The sequence below is a fragment of the Sphingomonas sp. FG14 genome, assembly GCF_057809675.1.
Window position 1 is genome coordinate 34,986 of the sequence record NZ_JBMDKK010000009.1, and the last position, 24,971, is coordinate 59,956.

Here is a 24,971-nt window from a genome sequence, read left to right on the forward strand (position 1 = left end):
AGAATTTTCACCCAAGCGGAGCCCTTGGCCCGAGGCAAGGGATGCGCGCCTGATCCGGTCGATCGCATGGCGCCGGATCGGCCCGGCGCCAGGGATTCATATCGACCGGGCGATGACCTGCTTCATGATTTCGGACGTGCCGCCATAGATCCGCTGCACACGCGCGTCGGTGTACATGCGAGAGATCGGATATTCGTCCATATATCCATAGCCGCCGAAGAGTTGCAGGCACTTGTCGACGACATCCCCTTGCAATTCAGATGCATAGAGCTTCAGCATGGCAGCCTGATCGGGCGTGAGCGCCCCGCATTCATGGGCAAGCAGACACTGGTCCAGCAATGTCCAGCCAGCCTGGATCCGCGTCTTCAGATCGGCCAGGACGAATTTGGTATTCTGGAAGTCGTAGAGCCGCTTGCCGAACGCCTTGCGCTCCTTGACGTAGTCGACCGTGAGATCGAATGCCCGTTGCGACGCCGCCATGGCGATGACGCCGATGGACAGCCGCTCCTGCGGCAAGGATTTCTGCATGATCTGAAATCCTTGCCCTTCGCGGCCGAGCAGGTTCGTGGCGGGTACGCGCACATCGCCGAAGAACAGTTCCGCGGTGTCCTGGGCCTTCATGCCCATCTTCTCGAGCTTGCGCCCCCTGGTGAAGCCCTTCGAACCGGCATCGACCAGGAACAGCGAAAGTCCCTCGGTCGTATCCGGCCCCTCGGTGCGCGCCGCGACGATGACGAGATCGGCGATCCAGCCATTGGTGATGAAGATCTTGGCGCCGTTCAGCACATAATGGTCGCCGTCGCGACGGGCCTTTGTCGATATCGAGCGCAGGTCGCTGCCCGTTCCGGGCTCGGTCATCGCGATGGCGCCGATCACCTCGCCCGAAACCATCCGGGGCAGCCATTCCAGCTTCTGCGCTTCGGAGCCGAATTGCAGCACATAATCGGCGACGATGTCGGAATGGATCGGGAAACAGGGCCCGGTCACGCCGCAATATTGCGCGACCTCGTTCACAATACAGAGATAGCGATAATCCGCCCCGGCCCCGCCATAGGCCTCGGGAATCTGGGGACACAACAATCCCTGTTCGCCCACCTTTCTCCAGAAGGCGCGCGGGGTCTGCCCCTGCTCCTCCCATTGCCGATGAAAGGGAACCGCTTCGGCTTCCATGAAGCGGCGCACCGCTTCCCGGAACATCTCATGATCGCGGTCGTAGATCTTGCGCTCCAGGAACATGATCTATGCCGCCGGCGCGCGCTTTGCCAGAAGCGTCTCGCGAATGGCCATCAGCGCGGAGATCGGCCGGATGAGCACTTCGATGCAGGTGATCTGGCCATCATCGTCGATCGTCATCAGGTCGATGCCCTTGACGTCGATGTCGCCGACCTTGCCGACGAACTCCAGCGCATATTCCTTTTCGCCTTCCCAGATGCGTTCGTAATGCATCGGATCGATGATCGACAGCACATCCACCAGCGCCGCGCGCACTGCGTCCCGCCCCTGGATCGGCGACCATCCGGCCGGATTCTTCAGCTGAACATCTTCGCGCAGCAGATCGGACAGATATTGGAACTGCTTGGTCATCGCGACCATCTTGATCTTGTCGACGTCGAGTTTCATGCCTCGTCCTTCCGGGATATAAGTGCGGAACAGCGGGTCGCCCATCATTTCGGCGTCGGGATCAGTCCGGACATCATGCCGCCGCTTCCAACCAGCGACTGGCCGCCATCGCATGGGATGATCGCGCCGGTGATGTAGCGGGCGGCGGGCGAGCACAGGAACAGCACGAGATCGACGATTTCCTGCTTCTGCCCGTAGCGCAGCAACGGGAGCATATTCTCGATCTTCTCCCGGATTTCCGGCGTCGGACTTAGCCGCTCCATGCCTTCGGTCCCGTCGATGGGGCCGGGCTGGATGGCGTTCACACGAATGCCATGGCGCCCCCATTCCAGCGCCAGCGACCTGGACAGCATGTCGATTCCGGCCTTCGCCGAACAGACATGCGCCTGGAAAGCATAGGGCAACGACGATTGCGGCGCGGACACGTTGATGATCGAGGCATCGCCGGGCGCGAGGTGATCGAACCCGGCCCTGAGGACATGGAAGGTCCCAAGCAGGTCGATATCGACGACGGTCTTGAATCCGTTGGCCGACAGCATCTCCGCAGGCGCCACGAAATTTCCCGCCGCGCCCGAGATGATGACGTTGAGCTTTCCGAAGGTCGCCTCCATCTCGACAAAGGCGGTCTTGACCGCATCGAAATCGCGTACATCCGCCGCGAAGCCCATCGCCTCGGCACCCAGATCCTTCAGTTGCCGGACCGCGTCATCCACCTTGTCCTGCTTGCGGCTCATCACCGACACCTTGGCGCCGGCGCCAGCGAAACCACGCGCCACCGCCAGGTTGATGCCGCTCGTGCCGCCGGCGACAAACACGGTTTTTCCAGCGTAGAGACCCTGCCTGTAAATCGTTTCCATTCCCGACACCTTCGCGGTTTGGCCAGCCCCCGATACGCGAGAGACGCGGCGCATATTTTTATTAATGTATATTCATTCATAAATGATTCGCGCGACGAAATGCAATGGCAATCGTGCGGCGATCGAAAGGGACGGCGCGTTACGCCGCGGCGGCCCCGCGCACCGTGCCGATGCCGAGCATGGCGCGCGCTTCCTCCGGCGTCGCGACTTCGCATCCCAGATTCTCGATGATGCTCCGCGCGCGCTCGACAAGCTGGCCGTTGGTGGCGAACACCCCGCGCGTCAGATAGAGATTGTCTTCCAGGCCCACGCGGACATTACCGCCCAGAAGCACCGCCTGCGCCACCATCGGCATCTGCATGCGGGCGATCCCGAACGCCGCCCATTGAGCATCCGCCGGCAGAAGATCGCGCATATAGATCATGGTTTCGGGCGTCGCGGGCAATCCCCACCGCGTTCCCATCACGATCTGGAAACAGGGGGGCGCGTCAAAAATGCCCTCGTCGATCATTTTCCTGGCAAGCAGGATATCGCCGGGCGCGAACACCTCGATCTCAGGCTTGACCCCCAGTCGCTGGAACGTCCGCGCCATCTTCCGCAACGTATATGGCGTGTTCAGATAGACATAGTCTCTGTCGCCATCCTGCTGGTTCTGCGTGGTCACATCGATCGAGCACATGTCCGGCAGCGTCATTTCGATATGGCGGACGCGTTCCTCGGCGCTGGCGACGTCGCTGCCCGCGCCGGCCCTGCTCTCATCCTCGGGATCCGGCATGAAGAACGCCCCGCCGCCGCAGGTGATGTTCATAATCGCCGTCACGCCCTTGTCGCGGACGCGCGTCGCCATATCGAGGAACAGCGCGGGATCACGGCTGCCCTTGCCACTTTCGGGATCGCGGACATGCAGATGGACAGCCGATGCGCCCGCCTGTTCCGCTTCCCAGGCCGCGTCCGCGATCTGCTGCGGCGTCACCGGAAAATTAGGGTGCGCCCGGTTATAGTCGTTTTCGCCCACGACCGCGCAGGTCAGGATGACTTTCTGTTTCATCGCCATGCGTGTTTCCTTCGAATGATACGGGATCAGAGTTGGATGAGCTGCCGTTTTTCGGCGCTTTCATAGGCCGCGAGGATGACCCGGAGGGCGTTGAGCCCGTCCTGGCCAGTGACCGCCGGCGCCGCGTCCCACCGGATGCTGTCGACGAAGGACTCCATCTGCAGCGCGAAATTGCGGGGCATGGGGTGGTGATCGAGACGGATCGGAGTCAGCCCGTCCCCGTTGAAATGGACGAGCTGCTCCGCATAGGGATAGATTCGCAGCGCCCCCGTGCTCCCATGGACCTGGAAATTCACCGGATGCGTGGACCAGCCGGGCTCCAGCGTCAGGTTGTTCTGCGCGTCCCAGTTGCCACCCCATCTGAAGATGCCTTCGGTCGGCAGCAATGTCGGAAAGCTGATCGTATTGGCGATCAGATGGGCCACCGCGCCGTTCCTGTAGGTCACGGTCACATGTTCGGATGCCGGATGCGCGCCCGAGATATTCCCGCGCCCGAACACCGTATCGGCCTCAGATTCCAGGAACCATGCGAACAGGTCGATCAGATGGATGCCGTGATCCATGATGCCCATGCCGCAGCCGCCCGGCGTGCCCGGCGCGTAATGATGCGGACCGCATTCCGTGTAGCTGTCGAGCCCGTTGCCGCCGATCACGATCTCCATCGCCATCGACACGTCGCCGATGGCGCCGCTCCGGATCATTTCCCGCGCTTTGATATTGGCGGTGAGGCTGCGGTAGGACGCGCCATAGTAAAGCTTCACGCCATGCCGGTCGCATATGTCGATGATAGCCTGGCCATCCTCCAGCGTCGTCGCCAGCGGCTTCTCAATCAGGATATGGACCTTGTGTGCGGCGACCTTCTCCGCGACCGCGCGGTGATAGCGGGCGGGCACGCAGATGCAGACGATATCGAGCGCTTCCTTCGCGAGCATCTGCTCGACATCGACATAGCCGGTCACGCCCCATTTGCGGGTGACACGGGTCAGTGCCGCCTCGTCCAGTTCCGCGCCGGCAACCACCTCGATGGTCGACAGCGTCCGATAAGCCTCGAAATGGACGTCCGCGACCAGCCCGCCGGCTCCCACGATTCCAACCCGCAATTTCCGCATGCGTTTCCCGTTCTTTCGATGTCGTTCGACTAAATCACGCAGCCGCCTCAGGTGTCGGCGAACGATCGCCGAAGCCCCGAAGCCGCCAGGTCGTTTCCGATCGGCCGCATCACCAGCAGCCCGAACGCGATGAATATGGCCGGGGCGAGCGCGGTACAGAATTTGATCGTCTCGACGACCCGAGGAGCCTGCGCGACACTGCCTGCGCTGGTTTCCACCAGCCCCGCCATGCTCAGCACGATGCCGACCGCGAAGGCGGAGATGGCGAAACCGGTTTTTTCGCCCGCCAGCCAGATCCCGGTATAGATGCCCGAAAGATTGGCCGTTCTATCGGTGGACGGGTCGAGTTCGGCCAGATCCGGGAGCAGCGCCAGACCCAGCACCTGCTGCCCGGCAAAACCGATGCCGACACAGACGATCGCGCCATAAACGGCGAGGACCGCCGAAGGCTGGGAGACCAGCCAGAACGCGGCCATCGACAGGACCAGGATGATGCCGCTCAGCTTGAACGCGCTGACCTTTCCGATGCCGGTCGACATTTTCAGCCAGGCTGGAATCGAGATGATCGCGGCACCGTTGAGCAGCAGGAATATCGCCGTCAATTGCGGTCCGCCGCCGCCCAGCACATAGGTCGTGTAATAAGGCAGGCCGACCAGCAGGCAGCCGAAACCTGTCAACTGGATCGCATAGGTCGCGAACACTTTAAGATAGGCGGTGTTCCTGAACGGCCCCTCTACCACGGATCGCCAGATCGGGCCCGATTGCGGCATTTCGGGAAGGCTTTTTTCAGGCGTCCCGAAATAGGAGATCAGCATGGCGATGCCGATAATGCCCCCCAATATCAATGACATCACGCCATAGCCGCCGACACCGCCGCCGAAACGATCGACCAGTACCGGCGCGAGGCCACCCGACAAGACGATGCCGACGAACAGGAAGACCATCCGGTAGGACACGATCCGCGTCCGCTCCGCCGGGCTCGCCGTCATCTCGGCAGGCATTGCGATATAGGGGATGGAAAATATCGTGTAGCCGGTCGTGCAGAGCACGAACAATAACGTCACATGCCAGAAGCGGACGAACGCCGATTCATAGGCGGGCACGTTGAACAGCGCGCAGAAGAAGATGCCGGTGACGATGGCGCCAACCAGCAGATAGGGGCGCCGCCCCCATTTGTGGCGGGTCCGATCCGAGAGCATGCCGATCAGGGGGTCGATGATGACATCCCACATCTTGGGAACGAAGACTCCGAACGCTGCCAGATGCACCGGGATCTCGAGATAATTGGTCATGTAGAACAGCAGCAGCAGCCCGGGCACGGTCGTGAACGCCCCAGTGCCGATCGAGCCGAATCCATATCCGATCAGGTGCCTGACCCGCATCCTGTCTTCGATTTCCGGTGGCGGTCGCATAAGTCTTCCCAAAGGTGCAGGCCGGGCGTCGCGACGGGCGATCGCATCGTGGCGCTATGACTGGCGCGAAAGCCGATTTCCGAACTCAAGAACGCAGAAATCGGTTTCGCAGGGCGGACCGGGGGCAATGTGCATTTTCACGCGCTCGCCCAGTTCATAGATGGCGGAGCCCGCCGTGTAGGACATGGTGTCGCTGACGCTGGCGGCGGCCAGTTTTCGCGACACGGGGTGTTGGGGATCATCGCAAGCCGAAAGGGCGGCCTTGAAGCCGTCGAGCGTCGGCCGGATCGACAGGTCCGCGACCCGGCCGACGATCGATGCGAGCCTCGCCACCGAATTCTCCAGCTTGTGCGGCGGCAATTCACGGCCCCAGCCGGTATCGCCCAGAACATGGTTGGAATGGCAGATCCAGTTGCGCCGGGCTGGATTGGGAACCATGGTCACCCCTTCGGCCGAGCATTCGAATGTTCCGATGCCGCGATCGGCGGACAACAGGTAATTCTGCCCAGAGGCATGCCGCACCGAACGCAGAAACGCTTGTGCTTCTTCATGGGAAACGCACTCCAGCAAGCAGCGCAACACAAAGGCCACCGGCAAGCCGTCGTTCGAGGACGGCAACTGCATCAGCGTGTTGCAGCAAATGCCAAGCGGCGCGTTGTTCAACCCCATGAACCCGAGACTGCCGGCGGAGCCGAAGATGAAGGCCTCCAGCCCGTCGCGCCCATAGTCCACGTGAAAAACGATCTGATAGCCCTCGTGAAACGGCGGAATATCCATGTTCTGCCCGGCATAGCCCGCGCCGTTCACTGCATCGTGCAGGCCGAAGGCCGTGCATTTCGATCGGAAATCCGCCGGATCCCGGCCGCTCCACATGGTGCGGCCGAACACCCATTCCTCATCGCTGAGCTGCAACAGGAGGATTGTCTCGACCGGCAGGCCGGCACCTTCAGCGATGCCGCGCACTTCCTCCATCAGATCCGGGCAATAGGCGGAGATCGCGCCGGAAAATTTCTGATAGGCCAGGAAATCCTGCAGATAATCCTCGGCGGGTACGCCATGGACGCGCGCGATGGCGTCGCGATGCGCGGCGCTCAGCGCGCGGATCTCCTCGCGCAATTCCTCCCCGTGTACCCTGCCCCGGTTCAGGGGAGATCCGGAAAGCCTGATGATCCGCAAATCCTGCGCCTGCATGTCGGATCAACCTTCCTTCAGGAAATGGACTTTCGTGATCCGCCCGTTCGTGACCTCATATATGGCGACGGCGCGCATATCGGCCTTGCCGGCCCGATTGGTCACAAACTCCTCGTCGATGATCTTGTTCTGCACGACGATACGATTGACCAGCCTGGCGTTGATCCGGGGCGCCCGCTCGAAAATGCCTCTATACATTTCACGCAGCACATCCCTGCCCTCGCAGAGAAGCTCATCCGGGAAATTATAGATTCTGATATCTTCGTCATAGGGTTCGACAAATCGATCCACATCGTGATCGTTATATGCCGACAATTGCCGATCGACCGGCCCCGTGATGTCTTCGTTCATCAGATTTGACCTTGTGCAATCCGTTCAATCTTCCATCCGATGAAAGATTTCAGGTTCAACTGAGTATTCCGTGGATGACGGGCACCAGGAGAAGCGGAACATACATCCCCATGATCTGGGTGAAGATCGCCATCATCAGCGCGACGGTCACGAAGCCCCGGTCATAGGCGGCGGCGAGAATGGGATTGGTCACGGTCCCACCGAGATTGGCATAAAGGCCGGTGATCACGAGAACCATGGGCGCGCGCAGATACCGACCGATGAGAAGCATGGTGACGAGGCTGATCAGCAACAGCACCGGGCTGTAGATCAGGAAGATGCGATATTGCCACACATGCTCGATCGACGCCCCGGCGCCGAGAACCGCCATCATCAGATAGAGGCTGATCTTGCCGATCTGGGTGGTCCCATGCTCGTTGAACTGCTTGATCGGCGACAGCGACAGCAGCAACCCCACGGTGACGACAAGCAGCAGCGTCATGATCGGCGCCAGGATCGTGATCGACGCGAACTGCGCCGATATGAAATCGCCCGCGAACCGGCACGCCAGCGTCACCGCGAACCCCAGGAATATGATCATCGCCAGCCCGCCGCTGCTGACCGGGTGGGGTTTCTGGCTAACGACGCTGGACAGTTCATGCACCAGTTCCAGCGTCCCCTCACGGGCACGCAGCCAGCCGTCGAATTTCGTCTTGTAGCTGGCGAAGTAGATCAGCAGCGCGAGGAAACTATATCCGACAATCGAATCCACGGCGATCAGCGCGCCAAGGATGCCCGGCGAGGCCTTGAACGTTTCCGCCATGGCGACAAGATTCTGGGATCCACCGATCGCGCCAGCATAGGACGCGATGATCGCCGACCACGCCTCCAGCCCGATCTGGTCGGAGAACAGGAATGTCGCGGCCACGAAGCCGAAGGTGACGCTGAGCATTCCGGAAACGACCATGATCGTCACCAGACGGCCGAGCTTGAAGATGGCCCGGATATTCACCGATATCATGAACAGGAATATCGCGAACGGCATGAGGTATTTCCTGGTCCAGGAATAGGCCTCGCTTTCGTGCGGCAATAATCCCAGATTGCCGAGGATCATGCAGGTTATGAAGATCAGCAGGATCGGCGGCGCATATTCGAATACACGCCCGGCCAGCTTCTGCTCCTCCAGCCACAGATAGACGCCGACGACGCCCAGAAGGACTGTGAAGATCGCCATCGCCGGCATGATCACGAATTGCCCGACAGATTCTGGACGAATTTGTGGAGGTTTTCCTTCACCGCCGGATTCTGGCTGGCGATGATGCAGTGGAAACACTCGTTCTGGATCGCTTTCTCCAGCCGATCGCGATAGGTGCTGACGATCGAATCCTTGTAGTCGCCCAGCGATGTGGCGGAATATTTGGCCAATCTGACGGCAAGCTTCGAAGCTTCGCCTTGCAGATCCTCATCGGCGACGACCCTGCGCACCAGACCATTTTCGCGCATGAAATCAGCGCCGTATTTTTCGCCGCTGAAGAACATCTCCATGGCCAGCAGGTGCCCGGCGCGATGGGGAAGCAGGAACGACGCGCCGCCGCTGGCGAAGATCCCGTATTTGGTTTCGGGCAGATACGCCCTGGCACTGTTGGCCCAGACCGGAAAGTCGCAGTTCAGCGCCCAGGAAACCGCGCCACCGACAACCCAGCCCTGGAAGGCGCCGACGATGGGCTTGCGGTTGAACATCAGATTGCGCGAAACATCCTGCAGCGAGTCCATGAACCCCCGAAGCTGGGTCACGTCGGGCATCTGATCGGTGGCATCCACCAGATCGTCACCAACGGAAAAATTCTCGCCATTGGCGTTCAGCAATATGACCTTGCATGAAGCGTCGTCATTGGCCTGGCGCAATGCGGACACCAGATCATTCAGCATAGAATGATTGAAGGCGTTGTTTTTTTCCTTCCTGTTCAGCGTGACAGTACAGACGCCATTTTCTGTTCCGTATTGTATCGGATCGATCATGCTCAATGCTTTCCTGGAAGATATTCTATTTGCCATGGAGAGCGTTCGACCAATGGCCCGTCACCCGATCATAGCGCGCCCATTGGCCAGCGCCGGAGGACAGATCGTTCTTCTTCACTCTCTCCGATGGAGTCATCGGTAGCTCCGTCCTGAACTCCCAGTGCCTGGGGATCTTGAATCGCGCCAATCTGGCGCTGGAGAATTCGATGATTTCGGCAAGTTTCGTGGACAGATCGCCGCCCTGGTCGCGCAGGACGATATAGGCCTTCACCTCTTCCTCGCGCAGATCATCGGCGACGGGCACGCAGGCGGCGATCACGACGTCGGGGTGCATCTGCAGCACCGCCTCGACTTCGGCCGCCGAGATATTTTCCCCACCCCTGCGGATCATGTCCTTCTGCCGGGAGCTGAAGAAGAAGCGGCCCTGCGCGTCCCGGCGGACCAGATCGCCGCTATGATACCAGCCATCCCTGATCGCCGTCGCGGTCGCCGCCTCGTTCCGATAATAGCCCAGCATGATGCCGGGCCCCTTCAGGATGAGCTGCCCCACCTCGTCGACGCCGACATCTTTCCCATCCTCGTCGATGACGCGCGCCACGCGGTACGGGCTCACCGTCCCCAGGCAGCCGCTGCCGACCAGGCCGGCATGATCCTCCAGCGTCCAGTCGCTGATGTCCGCACCGGTTTCGGTGGTTCCATAGGCCTCCACCCAGGGCACCCCGTATCTTTCTTCCAGTTCGGCATGGCGGTCCATCGGAATGCCGGAGCAGACCACCCGCCTCACCCTGTGCGCGGTTTCATCCCCCGACACCGGCATTTTCAGCAACAAGGTCGGCATGGCGCCAAGGCAGTAGAAGAAGGTGACGCCGTGCTTCGCCACTTTCGACCAGAATTGCGACGGCCTGAAGCGTTCGAGAACGACCAGCCTGGCGCCGCTGCACAATGAAACGATAAGGTTCCAGTGCGGGTCGATATAGGAGAATGGCTGGGCCGTCAGAATGACGTCCTCTACGCCCAGTTCCGGCTTCATCGACGACACGATCACATCGGCGATCTGCATCCAGTAGCGGTTGGTGAGCAGGCACCCCTTGGGCAAACCGGTGGTGCCTGACGTATATTGGATGTTCGTCACCGTATCGGGGAGAATATCCACAGTCGGGGGACGATCCGCATGGGATCGGATCTTCTCGAAAAGCGGCTCGCCGCCGCCATCGGCATTGAGCAACAGAACATGCTTCAGATCGGTGGATGCCCGTCGAATCTCCTCGACGATCTCCAGATGTTCGCGCGTGGTGACGATCAGGCGCGCCCCGGAATGCGTGAGCAGATGTCGCGCATCCTCCATCCGATAAGCCGGATTGAGCGGAACCGTGATCGCACCCAGCTTCGCGAGCGCCAGCCAGAACAGCGGATAAGCGCTGATGTTCGGCAGCATGAGCGCAACCTTATCGCCCGCCGCGATGCCGCATTCATCCGTCAGGAAGTTCGCCACCCTGTTGGTCCGGCTTTCCAGCTCGGCGAAGGTGAATTGCTCCCCCGAAGCATCGAAGACCAGCGCGACCCTGTCGGGCCAGCGCCCCGCCGCGCGCTGAACCATCTCCCGGATAATCGTCGCCTCAGAGTCCGAGCCTTTAGACATTGACCGCGCAACCACCCCCAAAAACCGCCCTCGGGCCATGATCCCGCAGCGTTGCGCATTGCCGGCAAGGTGCTGGAACATGCGCATATTTTTAACTAATGAATGGTCATTAATATAAACTCGTTCCGGTGTAAAGTCGAAATGCCCCGGCATTGGCGACAAGCAAAGGAACGGATTCGTCACCGTCGATTCGCCAGATATGCGGATGCCGGCACGCCGTTAGCCATGAGGGCGGCGTGCTCCCGATATGCACCGCCCAAGAATCGCTTGAACGACACATCGAGCAGTGTTAGCCGAATGAATGAACATTCATTTATACAAACACACATGAAGGACATGCCGGATGCGAGCTTATATTTCCGCTGATATCGAGGGCGTGGCAGGCATCACGAACTCACCCCAGCTCACGCCCACGGGCTGGGAATTCCAATCCGCGCGCAAATGGATGACGGGCGAAGTCGTCGCCGCCGCCGAAGCACTGCACGAAGCGGGTGTGGAAGAAGTGGTCGTCGCCGACGGGCACGGAACCGGCCAGAACATATTGATCGACGAAGTGCCCGATTATATGCGCGTCGTCCGGTCCTGGCCGCGCCCGTTGCTGCAGATGCAGGGCGTCGAGGATGGCCCATACGAAGCCGTCGTCTTCATCGGCCATCACACCAGCAGCCTTTCGCCGGCAGGATTACTGTCCCACACTTATCATGGCGGCTGTTATCGCGACATTCGCATCAATGGCGAAAGCAATTCGGAAACCGGCTTCAACGCGATGCTTGCCGCGCATTTCGGGATCAAGACGATCTTTTCTTCAGGCGACGAGAGCTATATCGACCACGTCAAGGACCTCAACAGCGACATCGAGACGGTCGTCACCAAGAAGACCTATGGCCTCGCAGCGATCAACACCCTGAAACCCGCCGTCGCGCGAAAACTGATCAAGGACGGCGTTGCCCGGGCGTTCGCCCGCAGGGATGCGATATCGCTGATGTCGCTGCCGTCGGAGTTCCAGGTCGAGCTCGAATTCAAGAATCGTATCCAGGCGGACATGTGGAACTATCTGCCATGGGTGGAGCGCACCGGTGCGGCGTCCATCGGCGCGACGCTCCAGACCATGGAGCAGGTGATGAAGTTCATCTCCTTCGGCATGTTCTATCAGCCGAAGGATCGGCCACAGCTCGCATAGGAACACATTGCCGCCCCTCCAGCGCTCGTCACCGTCATGGCCGGCGCTGGAGGGCAGCCTGCCGTCAGTCCGCCAGCACAGCGCCGGCCATGACGGTGACGAGCCCGTCGGCGAATATCGCGAGATCCTTGCCCGTCGCTGCATTTTCGGGGCTGCGCATCGCGTCCCTGAACCGATCGTCCTCGAAATACATCTCCGCCAGAAGATAGTTGCCCGCCTCGCCAACGAGCGTGCGCTCGACAAGTGTCAGCTCGGCCCTGACCAGACCCGGGATTTTTTCGACCAGCGGCAGGTGCCGGGTCCGATAATGGCTCATGAAAGCCTCCGGATCCGCCGGAGTCTTGTAGAGCGCGATCAGCTTCTTCATCATGGTCTCCCTGGTTGAATCTCAAACCGCGTTCATCGTCAGAAGATCATATGTCGCGACCAGCTCGTCATCCTGGTTGGTCACGCTCACCGACCATCTGACCTCGCCCAGGTCGGGCGCCTTGAGCGTTTTCGACTTAGCGGTCAGCAGCGCCCTCATGCTGTCGCGGGGCTTCAGCGGCTTGATGAAACGGAGGCTTTCGAGGCCGTAATTGGCGAGCACCGGCCCCGGCGCGGGATCGACGAACAGCCCCGCCGCGAAGGACAGGATCAGATATCCGTGCGCCACGCGACCGCCGAAGATCGGACTGGCCGCGGCCGCCTCCTCATCCATGTGCGCGTAGAAGGTATCGCCGGTGAAGTGCGCGAAATGCTCGATATCGTCCAGGGTGACGGTTCGCGCCGCCGTCCGGATGCTGTAGCCCGGCTCCAGCTCGCCGAAGCGCAGCCGGAACGGATGCCGGTCGCCTTCGGTCACCGGCGCGCCGGCAATATGCTGGCCGAGCATTCGGGTCAGGATGGCGGGACTACCTTGCAAGGCGGTGCGCTGCATATAATGCTTCACGCCGCGCATGCCGCCCAGTTCCTCGCCGCCGCCGGCCCGGCCCGGCCCGCCATGGACAAGCACTGGAAGCGGAGAACCATGCCCCGTCGACTCCTTCGCGCTGTCCCTGTCGATGAAGACCATGCGCCCATGGTTGGAGCCCGTACCGAGCAATATGTCGCGTGCGACATCGCCATCATGCGTAAAGACGGAGATGGCGAGCGAACCCTTGCCACGATTGGCGAGCGCCACCGCATCCTCCAGATCGCGATAAGGCATGATCGTCGCGACAGGCCCGAAGGCTTCAACATCATGCACCGCCGCCGCATTCCACGGATCGTCGGTCCGCATCAGGATCGGCGTCAAAAAGGCGCCCCCATCAAGCCCTTCTCCGCGCGGGCCTTCATGGTCCCCCTCGCCGAAGACCACCGGCGCGACCTTCGACAGATCGGCGATCTTCTCACGCACATCGGCGAGCTGGGCGCGGCTGGCAAGCGCGCCCATCCGCACGCCTTCGATGCGCGGATCGCCAACGACGATGCTGGACAGGCGCGCGGACAGCGCCGCCTGCACCGCATCGAGCAGATGGGCGGGCGCCATGGCCCGGCGGATGGCGGTGCATTTTTGTCCCGCCTTGACCGTCATCTCCTTGACGACCTCCTTGATGAAGAGATCGAATTCCGGGCTGCCCGGCGCAGCGTCGGGCCCGAGGATCGAGGCATTGAGCGAATCCCGCTCCGCCGTGAAGCGGACGGACTCGCGGGCGATGATCGGATGGCGCTGCAGAAGCGCCGCCGTCCTGGCCGAACCGGTGAAGGCGACGACGTCCTGGCCGGTCAGGTGATCGAACAGGTCGCCCACACCTCCCGAAATGAGCTGCAGCGCGCCATCCGGCAGAATCCCGGCATCGAGCATGATCCTGACCGCAGCCTCAGCGACATAGCCGGTTTGCTGGGCGGGTTTCACGATCGCGGGGACGCCCGCCAACAGCGTCGGCCCAAGCTTTTCGAGCATGCCCCAGACGGGGAAATTATAGGCGTTGATATGAACAGCGACGCCCTGAAGCGACGTGTAGACATGCTGCCCGACAAAGCTTCCGGTCTTGCTGACGACCTCCGTATCCCCATCGAGCAGGATATGGCTGTTGGGCAATTCGCGTCGCCCCTTGGAGGCGAAGGAGAAGAGTGTTCCGGCGCCGCCTTCAATATCGATGGCATTGTCGGTGCGCGTGGCGCCCGTCGCCTGGGCGAGTTCGTACAGCTCCTCCTTGCGCGCCATGATCGCCTGGCCAAGCGCCTTCAGCATCATCGCGCGTTCATGGAAGGTCATCGCGCGGAGCGCCTTGCCTCCAGCCGCGCGGCCATGCTCGACCACCCCATCGAAATCGATTCCGCCGCTTCCCGCCTCCGCGACCACCTGGCCGTCGATCGCCGAATGGACAGGCACGAGATCGTCCTTGCCCCTGCACCATTGGCCCCGAACGAAACTCTTCACGACACGCGTCGCCATCAGGTCATCTCCAAAACGGTTGCGGCTCAATTGCCGGTGAAATTGGGGCGGCGCTTTTCCAGGAATGCGGCGACGCCTTCGCGATAATCGGCCGATGCGCCCAGCAGGCGCATGAGATCGCGCTCATCGTCGAGGTCGGTATCGAGCGACTTCTGCCATGTGCCGCGGATCAGGCGCTTCGTTGCGGCGAGGCCGAGTGTCGGCCCCGCCGCGAGCCGCAATGCCAGCGCCTCGGCTTCCGCCATCAGTGCCGCGTCATCGACGCATTTCCAGATCAGTCCCCAGTCCGCGGCCTGCTCCGCCCCGATCGGGTCACCGGTCAGGGCCATGCCCAGCGCGCGCGCCTGCCCAACCAGGCGGGGCAGTGCCCATGACCCGCCCGAATCCGGAATGAGACCGATGGCCGCGAAGGACTCGATGAATTTCGCGCTGCGTGCGGCGAGGACGATATCGCAGGCCAGAGCGATATTCGCACCCGCACCCGCCGCCACGCCGTTCACCGCGCAAATCACGGGCATGTCGAGCGACGTCAGGCGACGAATCAGCGGATTGTAATAGCGCTCGACCGACAGCCCGAGATCGACGCTGCCGCCCTCCGGGGAGACCGTGCGATCGTTTAGATCCTGGCCGGCGCAGAACCCCCGCCCGGCGCCGGTGATGAGCAAGGCCCGGACATCCGCCGCCGCCTCCAGCGCCGTGAGCGCGCTGGCGACTTCGTCGTGCATCGCCACCGTGAAGCTGTTGAGCCGATCGGGCCGATTGAAGGTCATGCGCGCGACGCCGCCCGCGATCCCGAGCAATATCGTCTCGTACATGGCCCTTCTCCAACCGCTTTGAATTTATAGAATGACCGGTCGATCAATTATTGGCAAGTATCAATATGCGACATCCATTCATTGACCGTCCAGTCAGACTATTATATAAGAGCCCCTCGCCGGAGGAGCCGCAATGTATACGACCGAGCTTGGCAAGGGAGATGGGAAGGTTGCGTCACCGGGCCATGAGGACCCAGCGCTGGTCGCGGGGTTCGAGGCGCGCATCGCCACCGACGCGTTCGTAGAGCCCAAGGACTGGATGCCAGAGGCTTATCGCAAGACGCTGATCCGGCAGATCTCGCAACATGCGCATAGCGAGATCATCGGCATGCTGCCCGAGGGCAATTGGCTGACGCGGGCGCCCTCGCTACGGCGCAAGGCGGTCCTGCTCGCCAAGATCCAGGATGAAGCCGGGCACGGCCTCTATCTCTATTGCGCCGCCGAGACACTGGGCACGAGCCGCGAGGAGATGATCGAAGCGCTGCACGCCGGCCACGCCAAATATTCGACGATCTTCAATTATCCGGCGCTGACCTGGGCCGATATCGGCGCGATCGGCTGGCTGGTCGATGGCGCCGCGATCATGAACCAGGTGCCGCTCCAGCGCACATCCTATGGCCCCTATGCGCGCGCCATGGTGCGCGTGTGCAAGGAGGAAAGTTTCCACCAGCGCCAAGGCTACGAGATCATGATGGCGATGGCGAACGGTACGCCGGAGCAGAAGGCGATGGCGCAGGATGCGCTCAATCGCTGGTGGTGGCCATCGTTGATGATGTTCGGTCCACCCGACGAGAGTTCGCCGAACTCCGCCCAATCGATGCGCTGGCGGATCAAACGCGACACCAATGACGCGCTCCGCCAGAAATTCGTCGACGTGACCGTGCCGCAAGCCGAGTTTCTCGGCCTCACCATCCCCGACCCCGATCTTGGATGGAACGATGATCGCGGCCAGCATGATTTCGGCGCGATCGACTGGGAGGAATTCCACGCCGTCGTGCGCGGCGAAGGGCCGATGGCGAAGGAACGCATGGATGCCCGACGCGAGGCCTGGGAGAATGGAGCCTGGGTTCGTGAAGCCGCCGTGGCGCATGAGGCGAAACGACGCGCACTCGCCGCATGACTGCTCAACAACACGCATCGATTGAACCGGGAGACAGATGATGGGCGGGACATGGCCGCTTTGGGAAGTCTTTATCCGCGCCAGGGGAGGATTGAGCCACAGGCATGTGGGGTCAGTCCATGCCCCTGACGGTGAACTGGCGATCCGCCATGCGCGCGACACTTATACGCGTCGCCTTGAAGGCGTCAGCATCTGGGTCATGCGTTCGGGCGATATCGTCGCTTCGGATCCGGCCGCGTCCGGTCCGCTGTTCGAGCCCGCCGAGACCAAGATCTACCGACATCCGACGTTCTACGACATTCCAGACGTCGTGAAGCACATCTGATGGCCCAGCTCGTCTCCGCCGGCCGGCACGACGCCGAAGCGCGCTGGCACCCCGCCCTTTTCGAATATCTGCTTCGGCTGGGCGACGACAGCCTCATCCTGGGCCAGCGCCTCACCGAATGGTGCGGACATGCGCCGGCTCTCGAAATCGAGCTCAGCCTGGCGAATATCGGCCTCGATCTGATCGGCCAGGCGACGCTGCTGCTCAATCTCGCGGGCGAGGTGGAGGGCAAGGATCGCGACGGCGATCGCCTCGCTTTCCACCGGGACGCGCTGGCGTTCCGCAATTGCCTGATGGTCGAGCAACCCAATGGCGATTTCGCGCGGACGATCGCGCGGCAGTTCCTGTTCTCGACCTATCAGCACGCGGCGCTCGATGCGCTGTCCTGCTCGACCGAACCGCGCCTGAGCGAGATCGCCGCCAAGGGTGCGAAGGAAGTGTCCTATCATGCCGACCTTGCCGCGGAGTGGGTCATCCGGCTCGGCGACGGCACTGCGGAGAGCCGCGCGCGGATGATTTCCGGCCTCGACTGGCATTGGCGCTTCGTGGACGAATTGTTCGACCTCGACAAAACGGAGCACGCCCTGCTCGCCGCCGGCATCGCCGCCGACAAGACGAAGCTGCGTGCAGGCTTCGACACCCGCATCGCATCTGTGTTGGCCGAAGCGAAGCTTCCTGCCCCGGCTTATCCGCGCGCGGTGAGGGGCGGCCGCACTGGCCATCATAGCGAACATCTCGGTCATCTGCTGGCAACCCTGCAATATCTTCCGCGCGCTTATTTCGATGCGGTCTGGTAGCCCCTCAGCATCGCTCGACGCCGATGCGGTCGCGCGGATTCTGTCCGCGCTGGCGGAGGTGCCCGATCCCGAGATTCCCGTGGTGTCGGTCATCGACCTCGGAATCGTGCGCGGAGTCGAGACAGCCCCGCCCGGCGTGATCATCACCCCCACCTATTCGGGCTGTCCCGCGACGCAGGCGATCGAGATGGCCATTCGCGCCGCGCTCGACCGGGCCGGCTTTCGCGATGTTCCGATCCGGACGGCTCTTGCCCCCGCCTGGACCACCGACTGGATCAATGAGCGCGGTCGGGACCGGCTCAAGCGTTATGGGATCGCGCCGCCTTCCCCACCTCATTCCACGTCCGTCGAATGCCCATGCTGCGGATCGAACGACACACAGGAGGTGAGCAGGTTCGGCTCGACGCCATGCAAGGCGATGTGGCGATGCCGAAGCTGCCTGGAGCCGTTCGACCTGTTCAAATGCCATTAGGAAGCCAGGATGTCGGCCAGTTTTCATAAACTCAGGATCAGGGAGGTTCGCCGCGAGACGGAGGACTCGATATCCCTGTGCTTCGATCTTCCCGCGTCGCTCGTGAACGATTTTCGGTTCAGCCCGGGCCAGCACCTCACGCTGCGACGCGAACTCGCAGGAGAGGATGTTCGCCGCAACTATTCGATCTGCGCCGCACCGCACGAAGGAGAGCTACGGATCGCCATAAAGAGGATCGACGGCGGCCTCTTCTCGACCTGGGCGAACAGCAACCTGGCGGCCGACGACGAAGTGGAGGTGATGACGCCACATGGCAGCTTCACCCGAACCTTCGATCCCGATCGCCGCGCGACCTATGCCGGCTTTGCCGGCGGCTCTGGCATTACGCCCATCCTGTCACTCCTCAAGACGGCGCTCGATGTCGAACCGGCCAGTCGCTTCGTGCTGCTCTATGGCAACCGATCCTCCAATTCGGTCATGTTCCTCGAAGACATCGCGCTGCTCAAGAACCGCTATCTGGACCGGCTGGAAGTCTATCACTTCCTTGAAGAGGAAGAAGAAGAGGTCGAGCTCTTCAATGGCCGCCTGGACGATTGCAAGATGGCCGAGATTCTGCGGATTCTGGTCTCGCCGACAGAGATCGACGCCGCCTTCATCTGTGGCCCCGGCCCGATGATGGATGCCGTCCAGCAAGCACTGATCGCAGCCCGGGTGCCCCCGCACAAGATCCTGGTCGAGCGCTTCACCGTCGACCGCAAGCCGGAAGCCGACGCCGATGCGGCGGCGCGTGCGCGGCAGTTGGACGCAGCGGGCAGACGAATGCGGTTGATCCTCGACGGCCGGAAACGAACACTCGCCTTCGATGCCGAACAGGGCAGCATCCTGGAGAATGCCCGCGCCTCCGGCTTGCCCGCGCCATTTGCGTGCAAGGCCGGCGTTTGCGCGACCTGCCGGGCAAAGCTTGTGCAGGGCGAAGTCCATATGAACGCCAATTACGGCCTGACCATGGATGAAATCGCGCAAGGTTATGTGCTGACCTGCCAGGCAGTTCCGCTCACCGACAATGTCGTGCTGGACTATGACGCGTAGCCGGGCGCCCGATCCGCGGAGCGCGTCTTAATCTGCCGGCTGCGGCGATATCGGGCGCCCAATGCCGATCAGTTCGCAAACCATGTCGGCAACATCCTCGCTGCTGACCGGGCCACCATGATCGAACCATGTATGCGTCCAGTTGATCATGCCGAGCAGCAGCATCGTCTTCACGCGCGCCCTTGCTTCGTCCCCACGGAGAGACGGCTCGATCTCCACCAGCAACGACTGGACCGCATCGATGACCCGTCTTTGCTTGGCCACGACGATGGCGCGCTTGTCTTCTGGAAGGCTGTTGAGCTCGTTCAGCAACACCTTCTGCCGGCTCGCGGCTCCGACATAATGCTGCATGAACGTCCGGATCAGCATGCCGAGCGCCTCCCTGGGCGGTCGATGGAGCGCGGTCACATTGCTCACATCCTCCACCAGCACATCGACATGTGAGGCCATCACCGCGTAGAGGATTTCCTCCTTCGAAGAAAAATAATAATAAATCAGTGACTTGGAATAGCCGCAGGCGACCGCGAGTTCGCCGAGGGTGGTACCGCGAAATCCAAGCTCCGCGATAAGATCGGCCGCTTTCTCGACAATTTTCTCACGACGCTCTTCATATTCCGGCGCTTGCGTTCGTGCCAACCGACAGTCTCCAATGATAATCGTGCATGCAGCAAATCCATACCATCGCTAACATGCCGTTCGCGACGAGAACACCCTTCGCCATGGGCGCCTGCCGATGGCCCTTCGTTGAGCAAACGCCACGCAGGCAGAGTCATCATGGGCTGCGGCCCGAAGCGGATTAAATTCGGGATCAAGCAACCCAGCAAATAGCGGTTCGCACAAGACTGACAGCGCCACCATCCGTGGATATCAGTCGTGTGATGACGACGCCGCTTCATCCGATCCCAACCAAGACACTCTTCTGGATCGCGCTCGGTGAACTCCGTCCCCCACTACGGCCTGTGGCACGAACTCTGACTGAATCCGCTCGACAATATCGCGCCGATGCTGCCCGTGCTCGCGTTGTTCCTGAACCCGACGAGCGCGACGACCTTCCTGCCGCGGCGAACCTGGCGAAGGCGCCGGATGCCCGCGCCTGATCATCCATCTCGACCCTTCGCTCATGCCGGATCACCGCCCCCCTTGGAAAAGCGATGACCGCGATCAGATCTTCACCTCCGCTCGCCGCCATAAACCGGAAGGATCAACGCCGATGCGCGCGCGCCGCCATGGAAGATCGTCTGATTGGCGTTCTTCCATTCCGTGTCGGTCGCGATCGGGTTGCCGGTATTCTGGTTGGGATTGAACATTGGAAAGGCGCTCGACGAAATTTCGACGCGGATCCGGTGTCCCGGCAGAAAGGCATGCCCGATCGCGCCGAGATTGATGCGATAGCGTTCGGCCTTGCCCGGCGTCAGCAGTGAAGGTTGCGCCGTCGGCCCGTCGCGATAGCGGGCGCGAATGATGCCGACGGGCTTGGATCCCAGCAATATCGCCTTACCATCCGGCCCGACATCGGAGATCGCCGCCGTGAAATCGGTGTCTTTCGCGTCGCTGGCGGCGAAGAGCTCGACGGCGACCGGCCCGATCACCTCGACAGCCTTTTCGAGCGGCGGAGATGTGTAGACGAGTACGTCCTGCCGGGATTGCGCTTCCTTGCGGTCCCCGGCGAACAGCTCCGCGTTGAGGTTCAGCGGCACCGGATTCTTCGGATCGTACAGATAGGTGTCACGACCGGCGCGCGCCGGCCTTGCCCAACGCAGCGCGCCATCGCCCCGCACGCTGTTAGCCGCGCCGCGGCTCGACAGGTAAAGCCGCGTCTCCGTCGCTTCCCGCAACGGAAAAGCGTCGAAATTGCGCCAGACATTCGTGCCGCTGACGAACAGTCGCACATGGGGTTGATCGAAACGCGATGCCGACTGCTTCAGATAGCGATCGAAGAAAGCGAGGTGCATCGCCTTGTTGTCGACGATCGATTCCTTGGGAAGCGCGAGCTCGCCGATCTTCTCGGCGCCGCCGGTATAGGATTGCATATGGTTCCAGGGTCCAATCGTCAGATACTGGTCCTTCGCGCCACCGCCGCGCGCTTCCATGCCGCGCCAATAGTGCAAGGCGCCTTCCTGATCGCCGTCGAACCAGCCGGTGGTCGCCAGGATCGGGATGTCGATCCGGGCGAAATCGGCAGGCCCCAACTGGATGCGCTTCCAGTAATCGTCGAGCAGGTCATGCTCCACGAACTTGCGGAAAAGCGGCATGCGCCGGCCGAACGCCTCGTCCATCGTCAGCAGAGGCCGATGGGAAAACACCCTGGCCAGGTCGGCCGCGCCCATATTGCCGCCCTGGCTGACATGGCCCGACGTTTCGTTGAGCCACATCAGCGCCCACATCATCATGAAGGCGCCGCCGGTTCGCGGCAGCTCGTCCTGATAGCTGCCGGACGGCGATGTCGGCGCGATGCAGGCGAGATGGGGCGGGCGCTCCTTCGCGGCCAGCCATTGCACGGCGCCGAGATAAGAAACGCCCATCATGCAGACACGGCCGTTGGACCATGGCTGCGCCGCCAGCTGCTCCACGCTATCGTGGCCATCCGCCGCTTCCTGGAAATAGAAATCGAACTTGCCGTCCGAATCGCCGCGGCCGCGCACGTCCTGAACGACCACCGCATAGCCATGTTCGGCGAAATATCGGCCGAGAACGACGGCCTGGGCGCTCATCGGATCCGTCTTCACATAAGGCGTGCGGATCAGGATGACAGGATATCGGCCGTCCGCTTGTGGCAGCCAAACGTCCGAAGACAGTTCGACGCCGTCGCGCATCGGCGTGCGCAGATCGAACAATTGACGCAGCGGCTTGCCCGGCGATGCCGGCACGGGTTGTGCGGCCGCGCCCGTGGCAAGCAGCAGCGCCGCCAATGATGCCGCGCCAAGCCTGGCGCGTCGCGATTTTCCTTGAACCGTCTTTCCCATATCGAATCCTCCCTTGCCACCACAAATAAAGGGCGGCTGGCCGGTTTGTAAAGAACTTGTGATGCGTGACGGGCTGTGCTTAGGTTTGGCGACTTTGGATTTCCTGGGTTTACCGCGGTTCCCGAGCCGGTAGATGACTTCATCCGCATCGGAACGAATTTAGGAACGCCATGCCCAAGCGCCCCGAAGACTATATGGCCGACCGCCGCGAACGGATTCTCGACGCGGTCGATCGTTGCTGCTGGGAGAAGGGCTGGAACCAGACCACGCTACGCGACGTGGCGAAGGCGGCCGGGCTCAGCAAAGGCGGAGTCTATGTCCATTTCCCGACCAAGACCGAGTTGCTGAGGGGGATGCTGCAGCGTAATCTCGAACATCTCGACAGGCTGGGCACGGCGCCCGACCTGCTGACATTCGTCCGATGGTCGCTGAACAATCTCGATTTCGTGGCCGGCCCCGGCGGGCGCGAACGCGCGATATCGCTGGGCGAGCTTCAAATGGACGGATTGCGCGCACCGGAATTGCGGCCGCTCATCGAAAAGGTGACGGGCCATGCGGTTCATATGCTGGAAACGACCGTGCGCCGCCTATGCCCCCGCCTCACGGACGAGGAGGTTCAGGATCGAGCACTGTCGATCCTTTGCTTCCTCGAAGGCCTTCGCAACTACGCAGCGATCGCCGAACGCATCTCGCTCGAGCAATTGCAGCGCATCGTGACACGGGAATTGACGGCGCTTCTCGATTGCGGCGTCGATTGAGGATTACCGGGAATCCACGGGCTCGCCGCGCGTATAATATTTGCCGCAAAAGCCAGCGCCCTGATAGCGCTCAGCGACCGGATCGCCGCTGGTCAGCCCTTCGATAGCGGAGGCGTCGGATGGAAAACGAGATGCCGGGGCCCGGCGCCGGGCCGCATCACCGCATGGCCATCATCGTGCAATCGCAGCCGGCCGCGCGCATCGTCGAATTCGAACACAGCACGCGATCGAGCCCCTTGGCGGGCACGAGCAGATAGCGGCGCGCAACGATCCGCAAGCCGAGAGCGAAACCGCCGTGCTTCGACGCGAAGGGCGCCAGCGCACGCCCAATAACATGCCCGATCAGATCGGATAATGGCCCGGCTGGGTCTCCACGGTGATCCAGCGCAACTCCGTGAACTGGTCGATCCCGGCCTTGCCGCCGAAGCGGCCATAGCCCGAATCCTTGGTGCCGCCGAACGGCATCTGCGCCTCGTCATGCACGGTGGGGCCGTTGATGTGGCACATGCCCGATTTGATCTGGCGCGCCACGCGCAGGCCGGCGGCCACGTCACGAGTGAAGACCGCCGCGGTCAGCCCGTAATCGCTGTCATTGGCGAGCCGGATCGCATCCGCTTCGTCACGCGCACGGATCACCGCGACCATCGGCGCGAAACTCTCCTGCGAATAGAGCGCCATCTCCGCGGTCACATTGTCGATCACCGTGGCGTTCATCAACATGCCCTCGGCCGGATCGCCCACTACCCTGGTCGCGCCCTTGGCAAGCGCGTCCGCGATCAGCACGGCAGCGTTCTCCGCGGCCTTGCGGTCGATGAGCGCACCGAGCGGCGCGCGGCCCTCGCTCGGATCACCCGCGATCATCGTCGCGGCCTTCGCGGCGAAGCGTTCGACAAAGGCGTCGGCGACGGCATCGACCACTATGATCCGCTCGGTCGACATGCAGATCTGGCCCTGGTTGAAAAAGGCGCCGAATGCGGCGGCCTTCACCGCCTCGTCGAGATCGGCATCCTCCAGCACCAATAGCGGCGATTTGCCGCCGAGCTCGAGCAGGACCGGCTTCAGGTTGCGACCGGCCCGCTCGGCGACGACGCGGCCCACCTTGGTCGATCCGGTGAAGCTGATCCGGCGCACCGCCGGATGATCGATCAGCGCACCGACGACATCGGGCGCATCCTCCGGCGCGTTGGTGACCAGGTTGACGACACCGGCGGGGAAGCCCGCCTCGGCAAAAGCCTCGATGATCAGCGCGTGAGTCCGGGGGCAAAGCTCGGACGCCTTGAGGATCACCGTATTGCCGCAGGCAAGCGGGGTCGCGATGGCGCGGACGCCCAGGATCACCGGCCCATTCCACGGTGCGATGCCGAGCACGACGCCGGCGGGCTCGCGGATGGCCATGGCGAGGCTGCCGGGCTTGTCGGACGGGATGACCTCGCCCGAAACCTGGGTGGTGAGCGCTGCCGCCTCGCGCACCATGCCCGCTGCGAGCCTGACGTTGAAGCGTGCCCAGGCCTCGGTCGCACCGGTCTCCGTCATCATCGCGGCGACGAAGGCATCCCCCTTCGCGGCGACGGCGTCGGCCGCCTTGAGCAGCAATGCGCGATAATCATTGGGGCCAAGCGCCGACCAGCCGGGCAATGCCACAGCCGCCGCGTCCGCCGCCGCGATCGCGTCCACCACCCCGCCGGCCGAGGCGCGGGTCGCCACCGCGCCGGTCAGCGGATTGCGCCGCTCGAACGTGGCGCCCGACGCCGCATCCCGCAACTCTCCCCCGATCTGCAGCCGCACGATCGCTTCGCTCATCG

24 protein-coding genes are annotated in these 24,971 nt (G+C 62.2%); 7 read left to right on the forward strand and 17 right to left on the reverse strand.

What is annotated here, in order from left to right; genetic code table 11:
• Positions 1-96 precede the first annotated feature (96 nt).
• The 11 genes from ACODTA_RS20480 to ACODTA_RS20530 all read right to left on the reverse strand — a co-directional run bounded on the left by ACODTA_RS20480 (position 97) and on the right by ACODTA_RS20530 (position 11,189).
• The gene (locus ACODTA_RS20480) at positions 97-1,236 is read right to left on the reverse strand and encodes an acyl-CoA dehydrogenase family protein (RefSeq protein ID WP_489068057.1); all 1,140 of its coding nucleotides are present in this window, start codon (positions 1,234-1,236) and stop codon (positions 97-99) included.
• 3 nt (positions 1,237-1,239) lie between these two features.
• Complete coding sequence (locus ACODTA_RS20485; protein ID WP_489068059.1) at positions 1,240-1,620, reverse strand: nuclear transport factor 2 family protein; 381 nt, start codon at positions 1,618-1,620, stop codon at positions 1,240-1,242.
• A gap of 44 nt (positions 1,621-1,664) precedes the next feature.
• A complete protein-coding gene (locus ACODTA_RS20490) occupies positions 1,665-2,477 on the reverse strand; it encodes an SDR family oxidoreductase (RefSeq protein ID WP_489068061.1) in 813 nt (270 codons plus the stop codon).
• A 139-nt stretch (positions 2,478-2,616) separates the two neighbouring features.
• Complete coding sequence (locus ACODTA_RS20495; protein WP_489068063.1) at positions 2,617-3,531, reverse strand: beta-keto acid cleavage family enzyme; 915 nt, start codon at positions 3,529-3,531, stop codon at positions 2,617-2,619.
• Positions 3,532-3,557: 26 nt separating this feature from the next.
• On the reverse strand, positions 3,558-4,640 hold the full coding sequence (locus ACODTA_RS20500; protein WP_489068065.1) for a Gfo/Idh/MocA family protein: 1,083 nt from the start codon (positions 4,638-4,640) through the stop codon (positions 3,558-3,560).
• 47 nt (positions 4,641-4,687) lie between these two features.
• On the reverse strand, positions 4,688-6,022 hold the full coding sequence (locus ACODTA_RS20505; RefSeq protein WP_489068067.1) for an MFS transporter: 1,335 nt from the start codon (positions 6,020-6,022) through the stop codon (positions 4,688-4,690).
• A gap of 84 nt (positions 6,023-6,106) precedes the next feature.
• Positions 6,107-7,243, reverse strand: coding sequence for a C45 family autoproteolytic acyltransferase/hydrolase (locus tag ACODTA_RS20510; protein WP_489068069.1), 1,137 nt, complete (start codon positions 7,241-7,243; stop codon positions 6,107-6,109).
• 6 nt (positions 7,244-7,249) lie between these two features.
• Complete coding sequence (locus ACODTA_RS20515) at positions 7,250-7,594, reverse strand: nuclear transport factor 2 family protein (protein ID WP_489068071.1); 345 nt, start codon at positions 7,592-7,594, stop codon at positions 7,250-7,252.
• A gap of 55 nt (positions 7,595-7,649) precedes the next feature.
• On the reverse strand, positions 7,650-8,807 hold the full coding sequence (locus ACODTA_RS20520; protein WP_489068073.1) for a DUF819 family protein: 1,158 nt from the start codon (positions 8,805-8,807) through the stop codon (positions 7,650-7,652).
• Positions 8,808-8,818: 11 nt separating this feature from the next.
• Entirely contained in the window at positions 8,819-9,628 is an 810-nt protein-coding gene (locus tag ACODTA_RS20525; RefSeq protein WP_489068075.1) for an enoyl-CoA hydratase/isomerase family protein, read from the reverse strand.
• Positions 9,618-11,189: an AMP-binding protein gene (locus tag ACODTA_RS20530; protein ID WP_489068077.1), complete on the reverse strand. Its 1,572-nt coding sequence runs from the start codon at positions 11,187-11,189 to the stop codon at positions 9,618-9,620. The genes ACODTA_RS20525 and ACODTA_RS20530 overlap by 11 nt, the downstream gene beginning before the upstream one ends.
• Before the next feature lie 385 nt (positions 11,190-11,574).
• Between ACODTA_RS20530 and ACODTA_RS20535 the strand changes: the two genes are divergently transcribed.
• Positions 11,575-12,411: a M55 family metallopeptidase gene (locus ACODTA_RS20535; protein WP_489068079.1), complete on the forward strand. Its 837-nt coding sequence runs from the start codon at positions 11,575-11,577 to the stop codon at positions 12,409-12,411.
• Positions 12,412-12,475: 64 nt separating this feature from the next.
• Here ACODTA_RS20535 and ACODTA_RS20540 read toward each other — a convergent pair whose 3' ends face one another.
• The 3 genes from ACODTA_RS20540 to paaG are packed head-to-tail and all read right to left on the reverse strand — an operon-like array spanning position 12,476 to position 15,645.
• The gene (locus ACODTA_RS20540) at positions 12,476-12,778 is read right to left on the reverse strand and encodes an EthD family reductase (protein WP_489068081.1); all 303 of its coding nucleotides are present in this window, start codon (positions 12,776-12,778) and stop codon (positions 12,476-12,478) included.
• Positions 12,779-12,799: 21 nt separating this feature from the next.
• Positions 12,800-14,830: a phenylacetic acid degradation bifunctional protein PaaZ gene (gene paaZ / locus ACODTA_RS20545; RefSeq protein ID WP_489068083.1), complete on the reverse strand. Its 2,031-nt coding sequence runs from the start codon at positions 14,828-14,830 to the stop codon at positions 12,800-12,802.
• A gap of 26 nt (positions 14,831-14,856) precedes the next feature.
• Positions 14,857-15,645, reverse strand: a complete 789-nt coding sequence (paaG, locus tag ACODTA_RS20550; RefSeq protein ID WP_489068085.1) for a 2-(1,2-epoxy-1,2-dihydrophenyl)acetyl-CoA isomerase PaaG — start codon at positions 15,643-15,645, stop codon at positions 14,857-14,859.
• Positions 15,646-15,778: 133 nt separating this feature from the next.
• On the opposite strand from paaG, the gene paaA reads away from it, so the two are divergent.
• Genes paaA through paaE form a run of 5 tightly spaced genes read left to right on the forward strand, consistent with a single transcriptional unit; the run spans position 15,779 to position 19,448 of the window.
• The gene (gene paaA / locus ACODTA_RS20555) at positions 15,779-16,765 is read left to right on the forward strand and encodes a 1,2-phenylacetyl-CoA epoxidase subunit PaaA (protein ID WP_489068087.1); all 987 of its coding nucleotides are present in this window, start codon (positions 15,779-15,781) and stop codon (positions 16,763-16,765) included.
• Positions 16,766-16,805: 40 nt separating this feature from the next.
• The gene (gene paaB / locus ACODTA_RS20560; protein WP_489068089.1) at positions 16,806-17,090 is read left to right on the forward strand and encodes a 1,2-phenylacetyl-CoA epoxidase subunit PaaB; all 285 of its coding nucleotides are present in this window, start codon (positions 16,806-16,808) and stop codon (positions 17,088-17,090) included.
• Positions 17,090-17,887, forward strand: a complete 798-nt coding sequence (gene paaC / locus ACODTA_RS20565) for a 1,2-phenylacetyl-CoA epoxidase subunit PaaC (RefSeq protein WP_489068091.1) — start codon at positions 17,090-17,092, stop codon at positions 17,885-17,887. Before paaB ends, paaC begins: the two co-directional genes overlap by 1 nt.
• Entirely contained in the window at positions 17,874-18,359 is a 486-nt protein-coding gene (gene paaD, locus ACODTA_RS20570) for a 1,2-phenylacetyl-CoA epoxidase subunit PaaD (RefSeq protein WP_489068093.1), read from the forward strand. The genes paaC and paaD overlap by 14 nt, the downstream gene beginning before the upstream one ends.
• 9 nt (positions 18,360-18,368) lie before the next feature.
• Complete coding sequence (gene paaE / locus ACODTA_RS20575; RefSeq protein ID WP_489068095.1) at positions 18,369-19,448, forward strand: 1,2-phenylacetyl-CoA epoxidase subunit PaaE; 1,080 nt, start codon at positions 18,369-18,371, stop codon at positions 19,446-19,448.
• 27 nt (positions 19,449-19,475) lie between these two features.
• Here paaE and ACODTA_RS20580 read toward each other — a convergent pair whose 3' ends face one another.
• On the reverse strand, positions 19,476-20,084 hold the full coding sequence (locus tag ACODTA_RS20580) for a TetR/AcrR family transcriptional regulator (RefSeq protein WP_489068097.1): 609 nt from the start codon (positions 20,082-20,084) through the stop codon (positions 19,476-19,478).
• A gap of 533 nt (positions 20,085-20,617) precedes the next feature.
• A complete protein-coding gene (locus ACODTA_RS20585; RefSeq protein WP_489068099.1) occupies positions 20,618-22,411 on the reverse strand; it encodes a CocE/NonD family hydrolase in 1,794 nt (597 codons plus the stop codon).
• Between the two features lie 170 nt (positions 22,412-22,581).
• Here ACODTA_RS20585 and ACODTA_RS20590 point away from each other — a divergent pair, with 170 nt between their 5' ends.
• On the forward strand, positions 22,582-23,169 hold the full coding sequence (locus ACODTA_RS20590; protein WP_489068101.1) for a TetR/AcrR family transcriptional regulator: 588 nt from the start codon (positions 22,582-22,584) through the stop codon (positions 23,167-23,169).
• Between the two features lie 342 nt (positions 23,170-23,511).
• On the opposite strand, the gene ACODTA_RS20595 is transcribed toward ACODTA_RS20590, so the two are convergent.
• Entirely contained in the window at positions 23,512-24,969 is a 1,458-nt protein-coding gene (locus ACODTA_RS20595) for an aldehyde dehydrogenase (RefSeq protein WP_489068103.1), read from the reverse strand.
• Positions 24,970-24,971: the final 2 nt, after the last annotated feature.